This is a genomic window from Nocardia uniformis NBRC 13702 (assembly GCF_001613345.1).
In the GTDB taxonomy this organism is placed as follows: domain Bacteria; phylum Actinomycetota; class Actinomycetes; order Mycobacteriales; family Mycobacteriaceae; genus Nocardia; species Nocardia uniformis.
In genome coordinates this window covers 58,584-73,129 of record NZ_BDCE01000028.1, presented here as the reverse complement: position 1 = coordinate 73,129, position 14,546 = coordinate 58,584, and the positions used below count along the sequence as shown (strand labels likewise).

The 14,546-nt window shown below is 67.0% G+C and carries 14 protein-coding genes; 8 read left to right on the top strand and 6 right to left on the bottom strand.

Features of this window, described 5'->3' with window-relative positions:
* Nucleotides 1–58: 58 nt before the first annotated feature.
* The gene (gene aztA / locus NU1_RS08365; protein WP_245720000.1) at nucleotides 59–757 is read right to left on the bottom strand and encodes a zinc ABC transporter ATP-binding protein AztA; all 699 of its coding nucleotides are present in this window, start codon (nucleotides 755–757) and stop codon (nucleotides 59–61) included.
* Between the two features lie 51 nt (nucleotides 758–808).
* Here aztA and aztB point away from each other — a divergent pair, with 51 nt between their 5' ends.
* From aztB to NU1_RS08340, 5 genes are all read left to right on the top strand, one after another.
* A complete protein-coding gene (gene aztB, locus NU1_RS08360; protein ID WP_067519069.1) occupies nucleotides 809–2,854 on the top strand; it encodes a zinc ABC transporter permease AztB in 2,046 nt (681 codons plus the stop codon).
* Nucleotides 2,851–3,756 (top strand): zinc ABC transporter substrate-binding protein AztC, encoded by a 906-nt coding sequence (gene aztC, locus NU1_RS08355; RefSeq protein WP_067519067.1) that lies wholly within the window; start codon nucleotides 2,851–2,853, stop codon nucleotides 3,754–3,756. The genes aztB and aztC overlap by 4 nt, the downstream gene beginning before the upstream one ends.
* A gap of 50 nt (nucleotides 3,757–3,806) precedes the next feature.
* A complete protein-coding gene (gene aztD / locus NU1_RS08350; RefSeq protein ID WP_067519106.1) occupies nucleotides 3,807–4,964 on the top strand; it encodes a zinc metallochaperone AztD in 1,158 nt (385 codons plus the stop codon).
* Between the two features lie 138 nt (nucleotides 4,965–5,102).
* On the top strand, nucleotides 5,103–5,759 hold the full coding sequence (locus NU1_RS08345) for a Uma2 family endonuclease (protein WP_245719999.1): 657 nt from the start codon (nucleotides 5,103–5,105) through the stop codon (nucleotides 5,757–5,759).
* 102 nt (nucleotides 5,760–5,861) lie between these two features.
* A complete protein-coding gene (locus tag NU1_RS08340) occupies nucleotides 5,862–7,169 on the top strand; it encodes a TerD family protein (RefSeq protein WP_067519065.1) in 1,308 nt (435 codons plus the stop codon).
* A gap of 81 nt (nucleotides 7,170–7,250) precedes the next feature.
* Here the strand turns inward: NU1_RS08340 and NU1_RS08335 are convergent, their stop codons facing one another.
* Together NU1_RS08335 and NU1_RS08330 are read right to left on the bottom strand one after the other, a co-directional pair.
* The gene (locus NU1_RS08335; protein ID WP_169815018.1) at nucleotides 7,251–8,024 is read right to left on the bottom strand and encodes an alpha/beta fold hydrolase; all 774 of its coding nucleotides are present in this window, start codon (nucleotides 8,022–8,024) and stop codon (nucleotides 7,251–7,253) included.
* 345 nt (nucleotides 8,025–8,369) lie between these two features.
* Nucleotides 8,370–9,938, bottom strand: coding sequence for an HD domain-containing phosphohydrolase (locus NU1_RS08330; protein WP_067519061.1), 1,569 nt, complete (start codon nucleotides 9,936–9,938; stop codon nucleotides 8,370–8,372).
* A 199-nt stretch (nucleotides 9,939–10,137) separates the two neighbouring features.
* On the opposite strand from NU1_RS08330, the gene NU1_RS08325 reads away from it, so the two are divergent.
* The 3 genes from NU1_RS08325 (at nucleotide 10,138) to NU1_RS08315 (ending at nucleotide 12,088) form a co-directional block, all read left to right on the top strand.
* The gene (locus tag NU1_RS08325; RefSeq protein ID WP_067519060.1) at nucleotides 10,138–10,335 is read left to right on the top strand and encodes a hypothetical protein; all 198 of its coding nucleotides are present in this window, start codon (nucleotides 10,138–10,140) and stop codon (nucleotides 10,333–10,335) included.
* 28 nt (nucleotides 10,336–10,363) lie between these two features.
* Nucleotides 10,364–10,981 (top strand): Uma2 family endonuclease, encoded by a 618-nt coding sequence (locus NU1_RS08320; RefSeq protein WP_067519058.1) that lies wholly within the window; start codon nucleotides 10,364–10,366, stop codon nucleotides 10,979–10,981.
* 84 nt (nucleotides 10,982–11,065) lie between these two features.
* Nucleotides 11,066–12,088, top strand: coding sequence for an SEC-C metal-binding domain-containing protein (locus NU1_RS08315; RefSeq protein ID WP_084521091.1), 1,023 nt, complete (start codon nucleotides 11,066–11,068; stop codon nucleotides 12,086–12,088).
* A gap of 19 nt (nucleotides 12,089–12,107) precedes the next feature.
* Here NU1_RS08315 and NU1_RS41190 read toward each other — a convergent pair whose 3' ends face one another.
* The 3 genes from NU1_RS41190 to NU1_RS08300 all read right to left on the bottom strand — a co-directional run bounded on the left by NU1_RS41190 (nucleotide 12,108) and on the right by NU1_RS08300 (nucleotide 14,447).
* Nucleotides 12,108–12,422, bottom strand: a complete 315-nt coding sequence (locus NU1_RS41190) for a toxin (protein WP_157552047.1) — start codon at nucleotides 12,420–12,422, stop codon at nucleotides 12,108–12,110.
* Nucleotides 12,409–12,633, bottom strand: coding sequence for a hypothetical protein (locus NU1_RS08305; RefSeq protein ID WP_067519052.1), 225 nt, complete (start codon nucleotides 12,631–12,633; stop codon nucleotides 12,409–12,411). Before NU1_RS08305 ends, NU1_RS41190 begins: the two co-directional genes overlap by 14 nt.
* A gap of 134 nt (nucleotides 12,634–12,767) precedes the next feature.
* Nucleotides 12,768–14,447, bottom strand: coding sequence for a PucR family transcriptional regulator (locus tag NU1_RS08300; protein WP_067519050.1), 1,680 nt, complete (start codon nucleotides 14,445–14,447; stop codon nucleotides 12,768–12,770).
* Nucleotides 14,448–14,546: the final 99 nt, after the last annotated feature.

Below are 14,546 nucleotides of genomic sequence, written 5' to 3'. Positions count from 1 at the left end.
GAATCCGCACCATCAACCGGTGCGCGTGCATTCAAACCCTCACGGCCCCATGGACGCATCAAGCCGGTGTGGGCGCGGTCGCTCGTTGCGGGATGACATCGTGCGGGGCACCGGCATCGACCAGTTCGCCATCGCGCAGTAGCAGGCAGTAGTCGGCGTCCAGGGCTTCGGCGCGGTCGTGTGTGGCGAGCACAACGGTGGTGCCGGTCGCGACAATCTCGCGGAGCGTGCGTGAGATCTCTTGCTGTGCTTCGATATCCAACCCGGTGGTGGGCTCATCGAGCAGTAGCAGATCCGATTGCTGGGCTAGTGCTCGCGCGAGTAGGGCGCGTTGCCGCTGTCCACCGGAGAGGTCGCTGAGTCGGCGGTCCGCGAGGTCTGTGATCCCGAGGCGATCCATGGACTCGCGCACCGTCTTCTGATCGTCGCGGGTCAGCCTGCGCCACGGTCCCCGGTGCGCCCATCGCCCCATGGCTACCGTCTCGCGAACGGTTATCGGCAGCGTCGTGGGTACCGTGCTCTGCTGAACCACCAGTGCGGGCCGGTGCCGCCCTGTCCGCACGACGCTGCCCGACGAAGGTTCGAGCACCCCGGCGATCGCCCCGAGCAGCGTGGACTTCCCCGACCCATTGTGTCCGACGATCGCCGTCACCCGGCTCGCCGGAATCTCGGCGGTGACCTGTCGAAGTACCGTCCGCGCCCGGTACCCCGCCGTGAGCCCCTCGATGCGCACCGCGGGCATTCGCTGAATGTTCACCACATCACCTAACTTGTATTGATAATCGTTTTCATAATAGTGTGCGCTGTCATGGAGTGGCTGATCGCCCCGTTCGAGGTGACGTTCGTGCAGAGAGCGCTATGGGGTGGCCTGCTCGTCTCGGGCATCTGCGCTCTCGCCGGGACCTGGGTGGTGGTGCGTGGTATGGCATTCCTGGGTCAGGCGATGGCCCAGGGTTTGCTGCCCGGTGTGGCGGTGGCCGCGCTGCTCGGTGGGAACCTGATCGTGGGTGCGGCATTCAGTGCCGGAGCCATGGCGGTCGGCGTCACGGCCCTGGGGCGAAACCAACGATTCGCGGCCGATACCGCGATCGGATTGCTCTTCGCCGGAATGCTGTCGCTGGGCGTGATCATTGTGTCGCGCTCGCAATCGTTCGCCGTCGATGTCACCGGACTACTGTTCGGCGACATCCTGGCGATCCGTGCTCAGGATGTGGTGTACCTGGCTGTCGCACTGGCGATTTCGCTGCTGATAGCGGTCCTCGGGCATCGCGCGTTCGTGGCGCTCGCTTTCGACCCACGCACCGCACACACGCTCGGACTACGTCCGCGCTGGGCGCAGGGGGCCCTGCTCGGACTACTGACCCTCGCGATCGTCGCGTCCTTCCACGTGGTGGGCACCCTGCTCGTCTTCGGCCTGCTCATCGCACCACCGGCGGCCGCCACCTACTGGTCGCACCGTATTCCGGTGATTATGGCGTTGGCGGCACTGTTCGGCGGAGTCGCCACTGTTACCGGACTTTTGGTGTCCTGGCATGCCGGAACGGCGGCGGGAGCGACCATTGCGGCCATCGCGGTCGGGGAGTTCTTCGTATCGGCCGCCGTGGCGCAGCTGCGCACGCGGCTGCGGACCCGCCTGTCCGCGAACACGATCCGGTCACGCACGCGACTGGCCGGATCGGGCGTGAATGTACTCGTGCTGTTCATGGTGGTCGGTGCGATCCTGCCGCTGATCGGGTGCGGGACGTCGCCCTCCGATGACGTTGTGCCCGAGGAGAAGCCGCACGGCTACGTGGAGGGCGCGGAGGAGGCCGACGGTCCGCAATCGCGACTGGTGGTCGCCGATCCCGACGGCGCGGTCCGCGTGGTCGACCTGATTACCGAGGAGGTCACCGACGGCGGCGAGGTGCCGAATGTGGTGCGCATGACCGGCGATGGCCGCTTCGCCTACCCGATCACCGCCGACGCGGCGCGCATCGTGGACGGCGGCGCGTGGACGGTCGACCACGGTGACCACGTGCACTACTACCGGGCGACGACCAAGGATGTCGGGAGCGTGCCGCGCGGCGGGGCGACGGGTGTGCACAGCGATGTGGTGATCACCGCGATGATTGTCGACGGCTCAATGCCCCGGACGATCCTGCTGGACCGCGCGGCGCTGGAGGCGGGCACCGTCACCGAGCGAGGCGTGATCGACGGCATCGCACTGCCCTACGCCGAACATCTCGTTGTCGTATCCGGTTCCGGGACAGCGGAAGTCCGAGATCGCGACGGTGCCGCGGTCACACCGCTCACTGAGTCGTGCCTCGAGCCTCGCGGCTCGGCCACCACCCGGCGTGGAGTCGTATTCGGCTGCGCGGACGGTGCTTTGATGGTTTCGGCCGATGAGGGCCGGTTCACCGCGGTGAAGATTGCCTACCCGCAGCCGGTTCCCGCGGCCGAACGCGCCACCGAGTTCACCCACCGCGCGGGCAGCACCGCCCTCGCCGCCCGGGCCGGTGACCGCGGCGCCTGGGTGCTCGACAGCCGCGCGCACACCTGGGTTCTCGTCGAGACCGGACCCGTCGTTGCCGCCAATACCGCAGGCGAAGGCAGTGCACTGCTGACCCTGACCCGCGACGGGGTACTGCACGCCCACGATCTGACCACAGGTGTGGAAAGCGCACGGACACAGGTGCTCACAGCGGCCGTCTCCGGTGACACCTCGCCCGTCATCGAGATCGACACCAACCGCGCCTATATCAACGATGCCGAGGGCCGCGCGGTGCACGAGATCGACTACCGCGACAACCTGCGTCGCGCACGAACATTCCCGCTCGATATCACCCCCGCACACATGGTGGAGACAGGCCGATGAAAACCATCCTCCGGGCGGGCCTGGCGGCCCTGCTCGCGCTCCTGCTGCTCCCCGCCTGCTCCAGCGGCGACTCCGACCGCATCGACATCGTCGTAACCACCAACATTCTCGGCGATATGACCCGCGAGATCGTCGGCGATACCGCCAACGTCATGGTGCTGATGCCGCACGGCGCGGACCCGCACCAGTTCGCGATCTCCGCCCAGCAGGCCGCCCGCATCGATCGCGCCACGCTGCTCATCCACAATGGCCTCGGTCTCGAAGAGGGCGTCCAACGTCACGTTATCGCGGCCGAAGAATCCGGTGTCCCAACCCTTTCGGTCGGCGACCAGGTCAACCCCGTGCGCTATCGCGGCAGCGACACCCCCGACCCGCACTTCTGGACCGACCCGGCCCGAGGTCGCAGTGCCGCCGAACTGATCAGCACCCGCCTACTCGACCTACCCGGTATCGACACCCAGGCGATTCGCGCCAACGCCGACCGCTACCTCGCCGAACTCGACCAGCTCGACACCTGGATGACCGCACGCTTCACCAGCCTCGCCCCCGAACACCGCAGACTGGTCACCAATCATCACGTATTCGGCTACCTGGCAGGACGTTTCGGCTTCGAGGTGATCGGCGCGATCATCCCCAGCGGCACCGCCCTGGCCTCGCCGAGCGCCTCCGATATCGCCGACCTGGCAGCCGCCGTCCGCGACACCGGCGTGCCCACCATCTTCGCCGACTCCTCCCAGCCGGACCGCCTGGCCCGGGTGCTCGCCGAACAAGCGGGAGTGAACGTCCAGGTCGTCGCGCTGCACACCGAGTCGCTGACCGAGCCCGGTGGGGGAGCGGCCACCTATCTGGAAATGATGCGCGCCAATACCGAGTCCATAGTCACCGGCCTCACCCCGCGCTGATCTCCCACAAGCGTTGAGTAACACCAAGATGAGGAGCACACCCCATGTCCATGCACACCAGAGCCCGCTCGTCAGCGGCTCTCACCGGCCTGCTGGCCGCGGCGGTAGCCCTGAGCGGTTGCGGCAGCGACGACACACCCGCCCGTCCGGAAATCGCCGACCCGCTCGCCGTCACCTATGACGGCGGCATCTACCTCCTCGACGGCCAAACCCTCACGGTGGCAGATGATCTGAAGATCGAGGGCTTCAACCGCCTCAACCCGGCCGGTAACGACACCCACGTGATGGTGTCCACCAAGGACGGCTTCCAGGTCCTCGACGCCGTCCACGCCGAATTCACCGACATCACCTTCCCCGGCGCCAAGCCCGGCCACGTGGTCCGCCACGCCGACCGCACCGTGCTGTTCACCGACGGCACCGGCGAGGTCACCATCTTCGACCCCCACGACCTCGAACACGGTAAGCCGAAGACCGACACCTACACCACCGCCGCACCCCACCACGGCGTAGCCGTCGAACTCTCCAACGGCCAACTCGTCATTACTCTCGGCACCGAGGAAAAGCGCACCGGCATAGCGGTTCTCGACAAGGACCGCAAGGAGATCGCCCGCAACGAGGACTGCCCCGGCGTCCACGGCGAATCCACCGTCGCCGGTGAAGCGGTCGTCATCGGCTGCCAGACCGGCGCGCTGATCTACCGCGACGGCGTCATCACCAAGGTCACCAGCCCGACGCCCTACGGCCGTATCGGCAACCAGGCGGGCACCGACGCGTCCCCCATCGCCCTCGGCGACTACAAGCAGGACAAGGACGCCGAACTCGAACGCCCCCAGCAGATTTCCCTCATCGACACCCGTGACGCCAGCCTCCGCCTGGTCCCGCTCGGCACCAGCTACACCTTCCGCTCCCTGGCCCGAGGCCCCCAGGGCGAAGCCCTGATCCTCGGCACCGACGGCCGCATCCACGTCATCGACCCGGTGGCGGGCACCGTCACTCGCACCCTCCCCGTCATCGGCGCGTGGGAAGAGCCCCTCGAATGGCAGCAGCCCCGCCCGGCCATCTTCGCCCGAGGCAGCGACGTCTACGTCACCGACCCGACCAGCAAGCAGATCCACCGAATCGACCTGGCCGCAGGCAAGATCGCGACCACGGTGACCCTGGACGGCACCCCGAACGAGATCAGCGGAGTCGTCGCCGACGCCCACTGACCCGCGCGGATTCCCGCCGCCGTGCGCCAGCAGTCCGCTGGCGCGCGGCGGCGATCCGCCATCTGATCGAAAATTCCCGAACTACATGCTCGAAGCGGCATACGGATCGGATGACGGGCGTCCGACTACCATGTCCATGTGCCCGAACCCCGGATCGAGCGGCCCGATATCCCGGAGTATCTGACCTGGGACGAACTGCAACGCCTTCCTCAGGAGATCGCTGCGGAGATCGAACTGTGGGACGGTCGAGTGGTCTGGTTGCGCCGCGGACCCGGGGAACATCAGCTGTATACCGGATTGTTCTGGAATTCGCTGCTCCGCTGTGCACGCCGCGATATGGCCGAGTATCCGGATCATTGTTGGCAGGCGAACTTCGAGACCAACGTGTTCCTCCGGCAGGGGAACAAGGATGATTTCGTGACGCCGGACTTCCTGGTCTATCGCTGCCTGGGTGAGGATTACGCGGACGTGTCGGCGGCGGATGTGCTGCTGGCGGGCGAGGTGCTGTCACCTTCGAACACCGTGCGCGACGTGGAGGCGAAGAAGGCACGGTACGCGGCGGGTGGCATTCCTTCGTACTGGGAGGTTGTGCTCGGGCGCGACCCGCGGCGCATCGCGACGGTACGCGCCTATGCGCTCGAAACGGGGCACGGGCGGCTTCCGGAGGGCATCACCGCGCTGCGTCCGACCAATTACATCCTCGCCGGTGAGTGGGCACCGGACAGCGCACCCGAAGGCATCCGGATCGGCTTCCCGTTCCCCATCGACATTCCCTGGTCCGATCTCGATTTCTGACGAGGGTGATCTGCCGCTTCGTCGGGGGATTGTCCTGTGGCCGGTGCTCGTTCCGGAGAGCGGCGAGCGGCGCGCGATTCGTATAGGTTGACAATCGTGTCGATGATGAAGGGCGCCAATGTTGCGGTGCCGACGGCGGCGGTTCGGATCGAGCTGGGATGGCAGGCCGGGCAGGGGGTTCCGGACGCGGATGCGTCCGCGCTGTTGTTGATGAGCGGAAAAGTGCGCTCCGACAACGACTTCGTGTTCTACAACCAGCCCGTGCATCCGTCCGGGTCCGTTCGCTACGAGGGTAAACAGCAGGGGGCGACGGTCCTGGATCTGCTGTCGGTGAATCTGCCGCAGGTGGAGCCGCAGATCGAGACCATCGTTATCGCGGCCTCCACCGGCAACGGGACCTTCCGCCAGTTCCAGGGTCTGTACGTGCGGGTACTGGACGCGTCGAACGGTGCCGAACTGGCCCGCTTCGTCAGCACCGATGCCACCACCGAAACCGCCTTCGTGCTCGGCGAGCTGTACCGGCGTCAGGGCGGATGGAAGTTCCGCGCGGTCGGGCAGGGGTACAACTCCGGATTGGCTGGACTGGCAACCGATTTCGGTATTTCCGTCGATGATGCGCCCGCGCCCGCTCAGCAGTATGCGCCACCCCCGCCGCAGCAGCAGTACGCACCGTCGCCACCCCCGCCGCAGCAGCAGTACGCGCCTCCTCCACCACCCCAGCAGTACGCGCCGCCGCCGCAACAGCAATTCGCACCGCCGCCACCTCCAGCTCCGGCTCCGGTCAGCTTGACCAAGATCTCCCTGACCAAGGAATCGCCTACCGTCTCGCTGACCAAATCCGGCGCGACCGGCGGCACCATGCGGGTCAACCTGAACTGGACCACCACCCGAGGCACCGGCCTGTTCGGCCGCAAACGCAACGGCCTCGACCTGGACCTCTGCTGCTTCTACGAATTGGCCAATGGCGCAATAGGTTCCGTCCGAGCCCTGGACCGCCGCTTCGGCGACCTACACAACCCCCCATTCATCCAACTCGACCAGGACGACCGCACCGGCTCCAGCGTCACCGGCGAAAACCTCGACATCAACCTGGATTTCACCAAGTTCTTCCGCCGAATCCTGGTCTTCACCTCCCTCTACGAAGGTGCCCGAGACTTCTGCGGCGTCCACGCCACCGCCACCCTGTACCCGGTCAACAGCGCACCGATCGAAATGACCCTCGACGGCTGCACCGACGACTCCCGCGACGCGGTCCTCGCCACCATCGAAAACATCAACGGCGAGTTGGTAGTCCGCCGCGAATGCACCTTCATCCGCCCACCCGCCGGCCAACCCGGCGCGGGCATCGCCGAAATTATTCGCCTGTACAACTGGAACTTCAATATCAAGGCCGGTCGCGGCAAGGACTGATCGGGAGCTATCGCGAACACCGGGTGACCGTGGCACCGAGGGAGCGGCTGCCCGGTCAGCGGATCCGCTTCGCGGGGCGGTTCAGCATGTCGGCACCAGCGCCTCGATCAGAATCTCCGCGACCCGGGCGGGCGCCATATTGGCGATCATGTGGCTCGACCCGGGGACCGTGATCACCGTGGTCCGCGGGCAGGATTCGAGGGTGCTCCGCTCTTGGTCGGTGATGCTCACGTCGTCGTGCTCGCCGTACAGCACCCACGCCCGGCGCCCCGCCTGGCAGAGCCGTGTGGCGACGGAGCCGTGCTGATCCAGGTACTGCAGATAGCTCCGGAGGTGCCGCCGGGTCACGCGGGGGTCGTTCTTGCGCAGTTCGGCGATGAGCATCTCCTGGCTCTCCGCGGGAAGGCTGCCTTTCATCGCCGGCCCGATGACTGTGAGCATGGCGGTGAAAGGAAGATCGCCAAGGACTCGGCCGAGCCGATCGAGCACCCTGGGAACGATCGACTCGTCGCGACGGGAAAGACTGGGCGACAGCAGAACGACGGGACCGTCGAACAGCCCGGAAGCGACCATCTCCAACGCGACATTGGCGCCGACACTGTGACCGAGGACGGCGTCGCACTCGAACTGTGCGGCCAGCTCTGCCGCGAGCCGGGCGTAGTTCTCGATGCTGAAGTCCTCGGGCGGCGGTGTGCCGCCATGACCGGGCAGCGTAGCGGCGATCAATCGGACGTCCGCGAGCTCGGGTTCGGCCATCAGGTCCCGGTAGAACTGCGCCGTGCAGAGCGCGCCGGGCAGCAGCAGCACGCTGTGGTCAGCGTCGGCCGGCCCGGATTCGATCAGGTTCCAGCTCACGGCTTCCTTCCGTCGGGGAAGCATCACGGCCTCTCTTTCCGAATCGCCGCCGACTGATCGGTTGCGAACTGTTTCATGAACGCTTGCGGCTTCGTGTGCTCGATGGCCATCGTCGGCCTCCTCATCTCGGCCGGTCCCCGAACCTCGGTGGTCGTCATAACGGAACTCGTTCTCTCGGGTGAAGGCGAGGTCAGCGGCGACAGACTGGAAGGCTCATGGCGGTCCCGGTTCCCTCCGCATCAATGTAGGGCGGGTAGGTGCCGGCGGTCATGAGGCGTTTACCCCCTCTTTCGCGACGCGTGCGAACCAGCCTGGTACGCGGATTCGCGGTCCACCGGACACGTCTCATGCGGATACGAAGTTGCCGAGGAGCCCGTGCCGGGTCGCGAACAATGTCGCGGCGGCGCGGCTGGACACCGCTGCTTTGGTGTAGACGTGCTCCACGTGGTTGGACACCGTCTTGGGTGTTACCCCGAGCCTGCGGGCGATCTCGCGGTTGGAGTGGCCGCGAGCCAGTAGAACCAGCACCTCGACCTCCCGCGCGGTGAGCCCGGCGGGCCATTCGCGTCGCGCGGGCGCGCGGTGGCCGGCAGCCTTCAGCACCGCGTTGACCGCCTCGCCGTCCAGCCGGCCTGCCCTGACCTCGGAGCGCAGCTGCTGGGACGCCTGTCCCGGGCCGAGAGGCGGGCGGTGCGGGCGCGGCTCGGACAGTGCGTGGTACACGTCCGCCGCAGCCAGCAGCCGATCCGACGGCGTGAGCGAGGCAGCGGTCAGCCCGCGTGGGTAGCCGGACCCGTCGAGGCGTTCGTGGTGGCGCGCGGCGATATCGCGGCTGCGACCCAGGGCCGAGACTCGTGCCAGCATGCGCTCGGTCAGGTAGGGGTGCAGGCGAATCCGTTCGAGTTCTGCCGCGGTGAGCGGGCCGGGCTTGTCCCAGATCGCGTTGGAAACGCCGAGCCTGCCCATATCGTGGATCAGCGCCGCACGCCTCAGGGTGGTCACTTCGTCGGTGGAGAAGCCCGATACGCGAGCCGCGGCCGCGACCAGGTCGGCGACCCCGCGCGAGTGTCCGGCCAAGTACGGGGATTTCAGGTCGATGAGGTCTGCCATCGCCTCGAGAACGGCATCGAGGCCCTCGCCGGTGACCGTTCGGGAGAGCCCGGGTTCGGCGTCGAGGATGGCGTCCCAGTCGGCGGCTTCGGCCATGCCGTCGAGTATCGCGGGCGCATGGTCGCAGAACAGGTCGACCAGGGTCGGGTCGAACTCGCCGCCCCGATGCCTCCGTGCGATGGTCCGCGCAGATTCGACGCTACGTCGGCCGTACACCTCGACCGGGGCCGCCAGGTGCACCACGCGCGCGGGGAGACTGATCTGCTCCGCGCGCAGGCGCTCGGGGTACCCCTTGCCGTCCCACTGCTCGTATTCCTGGCGGATGGCCAGGGATGTCGCCCCCGCCAGACCGATCCGGGTGGCGAATTCCGACCCCAGCGTCGCGTGGGTGTTCAGAAACGTCACCACCCGCTGCTGGGCGGTGAGCGGAAACGCGGCCATCCGCCGCGCGCGTTGCATCGGGCTGCCGTGTGAACCCATCCGCCGCAGCAGAAATGCGATTGTGCGCGCGGTGCCCATGTCCAGCAGTTCGAACCCGTCGCGCTTCAACCTGATGTCGTCGCCGTACCATCGTGCCTGTTCCGTCGCGTCGGCATGACAGTAGACATTCGCCATGAGGCCGGCGTAGTAGGTCGCCTCCCGGTCCGTCTCACCCGCCCCGGCGAGATCCGCAAGCCGCAATGCGATGACCGTCTGGCGCAGGCAGTGTTCCATCGGCTGCCCCAAACCGAGATCGGCGGCGAGCGACAGGGTCGCCAGCAGTTCAGCGACCCTGACCTCGTCCGACTCGGGCTGAACCGGCATATCAGAATTCTAGGTCGACGCTGCGCTCGCAGCTCGAACGTCGGCCGATCCCTTCGACGCGCTGGCGGGGTCGAGGAGCTATCCCCGAGCCCCTGGACCCGGACGGTCACGTGTCTGCCGGCTCTACGAAGGTGCCCGAGACTTCTGCGGCGTCCACGCCACTGCCACCCTGCACCCGGTCAACAGCGCACCGATCGAAATGACCCTCGACGGCTGCACCGACGACCCCCGCGACGCGGCACTCGCAGTCATCGAAAACATCAACGGCGAGTTGGTAGTTCGCCGCGAGTGCACCTTCATCCGCCCACCCGCTGGCCAACCCGGCGCGGGCATCGCCGAAATCATCCGCCTGTACAACTGGAACTTCAATATCAAGGCCGGTCGCGGCAAGGACTGACTGAGTTCGCGACGGTAGGGTGGCGTGCATGTCGACGCCGCAGGATGAGTCGCCTCGCCTCGTTGCCGTGGATGAGTTCCTGGCGGGACAACCCGACGCCTTCGGGGAGATCCATGACGGACTGATGATCACGGCGATGGCACAGTCGCCGGAACACGACCTGGTCGTACGGAGACTCGCGTCAACTGTCGAGTTCGCCATCGATCCGGATGGCCCCTGCCGAGAGGTGCACAGCGACACACCGATGCGTCTCGCCGATGCCGAATTGTCCGATCCGCACCGGCGGCTGCGAGTCCGGTACCCGGACCTGATCCTGCGCGACTGCACCGACGGCCCCTACGACATTCAGCGGGTGGCCCGCCAAACTCTGCTCGTTGTCGAAATCACGTCGGCGGACACCGTCGACACCGATATCGGCATCAAGCGCGAGCTGTACGCGAGGGAAGGCATTCCGGTCTACCTCATCGTGCACTTCGACAAGGATTGGCAGCAGATCACCGAGATCGAGGAATGTCGGCTCGACTGGTCGGGCCGGCGTTATGTCACCCGGCACACTCACACCGATGCCTTGGTTCTCACCGAGCCGGTGACCCTGGCGGTGACTTTCGCCGAATTGCGGAGTCGGTTGCCGCGTCGCGGGTACTGAGTCGCGATCGCCAAGCGAACCGAGTTCGTCGAAGCACGCGCTCCGGCTGGTCGCCCTACTAGAACGAAGACGGGAGCGCACACCATGTCCGGCGAGATGTCGGCTTCGGAAAGGCGGGAGTATCGAGCGTTGCTGCGGGAGCAGGAGCGGCTACTCGCCGAGCGGGAACAGCTGCGGTCGGAGTTCGACGCTCTCGCAGCTGATATCGACGAGCTCTCACGGCCGCCACGGGAGATGGCTGAGCTGTGTGAGGAGGCCGCTGCGGCCGATCCGGAGGAGCGGGCCCAGAACCTCAGCGAGGCCGCCGGGTACTGGGCGATGGACGGTGAGCTGGACCGCGCGAAACGAGCGCACCTGGCCGCCATCGCCGACGGCGGACCGGTTCCCGGAGACGCGCGGGTCTGGTACGCGGTGTTCCAGCTCGAACACGGTGACGAGCAGGCCGGTACGGCGCTGCTCGAGACGGTGTTCGCTGAAGGGACGGACGACTACGTCTTCTACGAGACGGCGGCTGAAACGTTCGAGGCCATGGAGCAACCTCAGCAGGCGCTGCGCTGGTTCGAGGCCGGTCTGTCACGGCTGCGTGTGCTCGGCGAGGACACGGACGAGGAATTCGGTGAGCACCGGCTCGCGCTCGGCCGTCGCAGAATTCGGCAATCACTGGATTTGCCCGAGGATGCCGATGATCAATGGGCAGAACAGGAACGCGGCGACTGGCTGGAAGAAGACCCGCGCTCCGAGGAAGCGTATTCCGTAGCCCTCGCCACGTTCTATTTGCCGGAGCTCGAATTCGCACATGCACTGCGACGCTGGCCGGAACTACGTGAGCAGTACGGCAATCATGACGAACACCGGGCGCAGGTGGAGCGCAACCTCCGCGCAACCGAGCCGGGACGCTCGCCGCGGGTGGCCGCCGCGACTGTCGCGGGTTTGGTCGAATACGCCGACGCCGAGAGCCTGGATCCGGCACGGTCGCAGACCCGCGCCGCATACGCCGCCGAACTGAGTCGCACCGGCGCAGACACTTCGTGGCCGCCCGGCCGCAATGATCCTTGTTGGTGCGGTTCGTTCCGGAAATACAAGAAGTGTTGCGGGCGTCCTGGCTGAGCGGTGACCGCGCGGGATCTCAGCGGAATAGCGCGCCCACCAGGTTCACCAGCGCTGGTAGGTCTGACACTGTGCCGACCGGCTCACCGAGCCCGGATTCGGGTATCCAGTGGACCAGGTCCGGCACCGCTACCCCGATTGTTTCGGTCCCGTCGGGGTCGCGGTAGCGAACGCGGTGAACGCTGGTGAAGTCGTCGGGAACCACACCAGGCACTATCCGGCAGACAACGACGCGGCCCTTCCCTGCCGACAGATAGCGAGGTCCGGACAGCACCACCACGTAGGAAGTGGGCGGGCCCGCGTCCCGCCTCGGCCGGATCTCACCTTGCTGCACGCTGCACCTCGTCCACGGCCTTGCGTTCCTCCGCCAACCAGGCGTCGTCGAGGCCGAGCAGGCGATCGACTTCTTTGGATCGCGCCCACATGTCGCGTTCGAGACGATCTTCGATCGCCTCCACCACCCACTGCGAACGGTTGTCGCCCGCAGCGGCCCGGATTCGGGTATCTAGCTCGTCGGAGATCTTTACCGAGAGATGCTGAGTCACACCGGTGATGTTACCTGGAGTGTCACCGATCGTGTGTCCATGGAACCGAACTGCGGGTTCACGCGGCGGGGGTTGGTTCCGCTTCGCCCGGTAAAACATATGCCTTCCCCGGGCCACGGAAGCCGAATGCGTGGTCAGTGCGCGGCGTGCTGGTGCACCGCGAGTTGGAGCTCGATCAGTAGTCGGTCCGGGGCGTGGTCGAGGTCGAGGCCCATGATGTCGGCGGCGCGGCGGACTCGGTAGCGCAGGGTGTTCGGGTGCACCTGTAGTCGCGTGGCCGCGGTTCGCACATCTCCGGGGTGCTCCAAATATGTTGCGAGGCTTTCGCGTAGCTGCGCGGAGTATTTCGTGTCGTAGTCGAGGAGCTTCCCCAACCTCGGGTCACGTAGTTCGGGGCGGCTCGCCAGTAGCGTCAGCGTCTCGCCGAGCAGGACGGCCGTGCGCGAGCGGGCGAGGTCGGTGACCTTATCCGCGTTGGTAAGTGTCACCGTGCGGTCGAGTACCCGATCCACCTCCGTGCGCGCTCGCGCGACGTCGGCGAGGCCCGCGACAGGTGCCGCGATCGCCGCCCGCAGTGGCAGCCCCGACTGGTTTTCCAGCCTGCCGATCACCTGCCTCGTCCATGAGGCGACACCGGTGGCCGAATGATATTGCGGGAAAAGGACATACGCCCGATCGCCGATGACGGTGGTGAGGCCGTCCGCACGAAAAACGCTGGCGTGTAGCCGCAATGTCACCACGTCGCGCCGCAGTGCGTCGCGCCGTAGCGCCGTCTCGGCGGGGTCGGCACCGCCCGCGGGTTGTTCGTGGGCGAATCCGACGACAGCGGCCGGACCCTGTTCCGGCACACCGAAATCGGTGGCGAACGACCGCACATCGACATCACCGCCGAACAGACGCTGGATGAGCAGCCCGTCCTCGGTGGGCGCGGTCCGGGTCCGCCAGATGATTCGGGCGGCGATCGCGGCCGCACCGCGCAGGACGTCGCCGCTTTCGGCGGCAAGCGGCACGTGCGCCTCCTGCACCCAGATGGTGCCGAGCACCCGCCGCGAATGGCCGCCCAGCCTGCCGGGCTCCCGGATCGCGATGGCGATCCTGCGCCGGGTCCCCATCTCCTCGTGCGCGGGCACCTCGACGGCATCGTCGCTGGTACGCAGCCGGTCGAATACGCCCCACTCGTGGAGTCGGCGCAGGTATACCGGTGGACCCTGACGGCCCAGCACCGACAGTCGGCGCAGCGGGTCGGCGGCCTCATCGCTGTCGGCGGAGTAGGCGAGTACATGTGACCGGTCGTCCTCGATGGTCACCAACCCGCCCGTCGACCCGGCCACGGTCTGTGCCAGCCCGAACAGGTCGGTGTCCGCGAGCAGCGCGTCATCCCCGGCCTGATCACTGCGCCGGGGTCCGGCGGCCGCGTCCAGGATCCGATTCACGATGGCGTGCACCGTCTCCCACCGCGCCTGCGGATTCACCGCGACCAGCGCCACCCCCGCTGCGGCGGCGGCCGCCCGCAGTCGCGTCGAGACCCGCGCACCCTTGGACAGCACCGCGCGCGGGCGATACTCCGGTGGGCACTGCTCGGCCACCATCCGCAACCACTGCGCGGCCTCCGCATCGGCCACCCCGACCTGGAGGGACAGCGCCGGCAGCGGCCGGGTGGGCGGTGCGTCCACGGAAAGGTCGTCGGGGTCGAGGAATGCGACGGACCCGACCTGAACACCCACCCCGGCGGGCGCGTCCACGAGTTCGACGACCGCGCTGGTCAGAGCCGAGAGCAGCTCGCCGAGGGCGACCGACTCGTACTCCTCCACCATGGTGGCCCACCTCACTGTCCGGCACCGGCAATGGTACGTGTCACGCCAATCTTCATCCGATCGGACAAGATATTCCAGGCCAATTTGTCCGATCGGATC

Bases quoted from the DNA above. Each gene is read 5' to 3' on its own strand.
- aztB (WP_067519069.1), top strand. From the start codon at position 809: ATGGAGTGGCTGATCGCCCCGTTCGAGGTGACGTTCGTGCAGAGAGCG.
- aztD (WP_067519106.1), top strand. From the start codon at position 3,807: ATGCACACCAGAGCCCGCTCGTCAGCGGCTCTCACCGGCCTGCTGGCC.
- NU1_RS08315 (WP_084521091.1), top strand. From the start codon at position 11,066: ATGTCCGGCGAGATGTCGGCTTCGGAAAGGCGGGAGTATCGAGCGTTG.
- NU1_RS08325 (WP_067519060.1), top strand. From the start codon at position 10,138: ATGACCCTCGACGGCTGCACCGACGACCCCCGCGACGCGGCACTCGCA.
- aztC (WP_067519067.1), top strand. From the start codon at position 2,851: ATGAAAACCATCCTCCGGGCGGGCCTGGCGGCCCTGCTCGCGCTCCTG.
- NU1_RS08320 (WP_067519058.1), top strand. From the start codon at position 10,364: ATGTCGACGCCGCAGGATGAGTCGCCTCGCCTCGTTGCCGTGGATGAG.
- NU1_RS08330 (WP_067519061.1), bottom strand. From the start codon at position 9,938: ATGCCGGTTCAGCCCGAGTCGGACGAGGTCAGGGTCGCTGAACTGCTG.
- NU1_RS08340 (WP_067519065.1), top strand. From the start codon at position 5,862: ATGATGAAGGGCGCCAATGTTGCGGTGCCGACGGCGGCGGTTCGGATC.
- NU1_RS08300 (WP_067519050.1), bottom strand. From the start codon at position 14,447: ATGGTGGAGGAGTACGAGTCGGTCGCCCTCGGCGAGCTGCTCTCGGCT.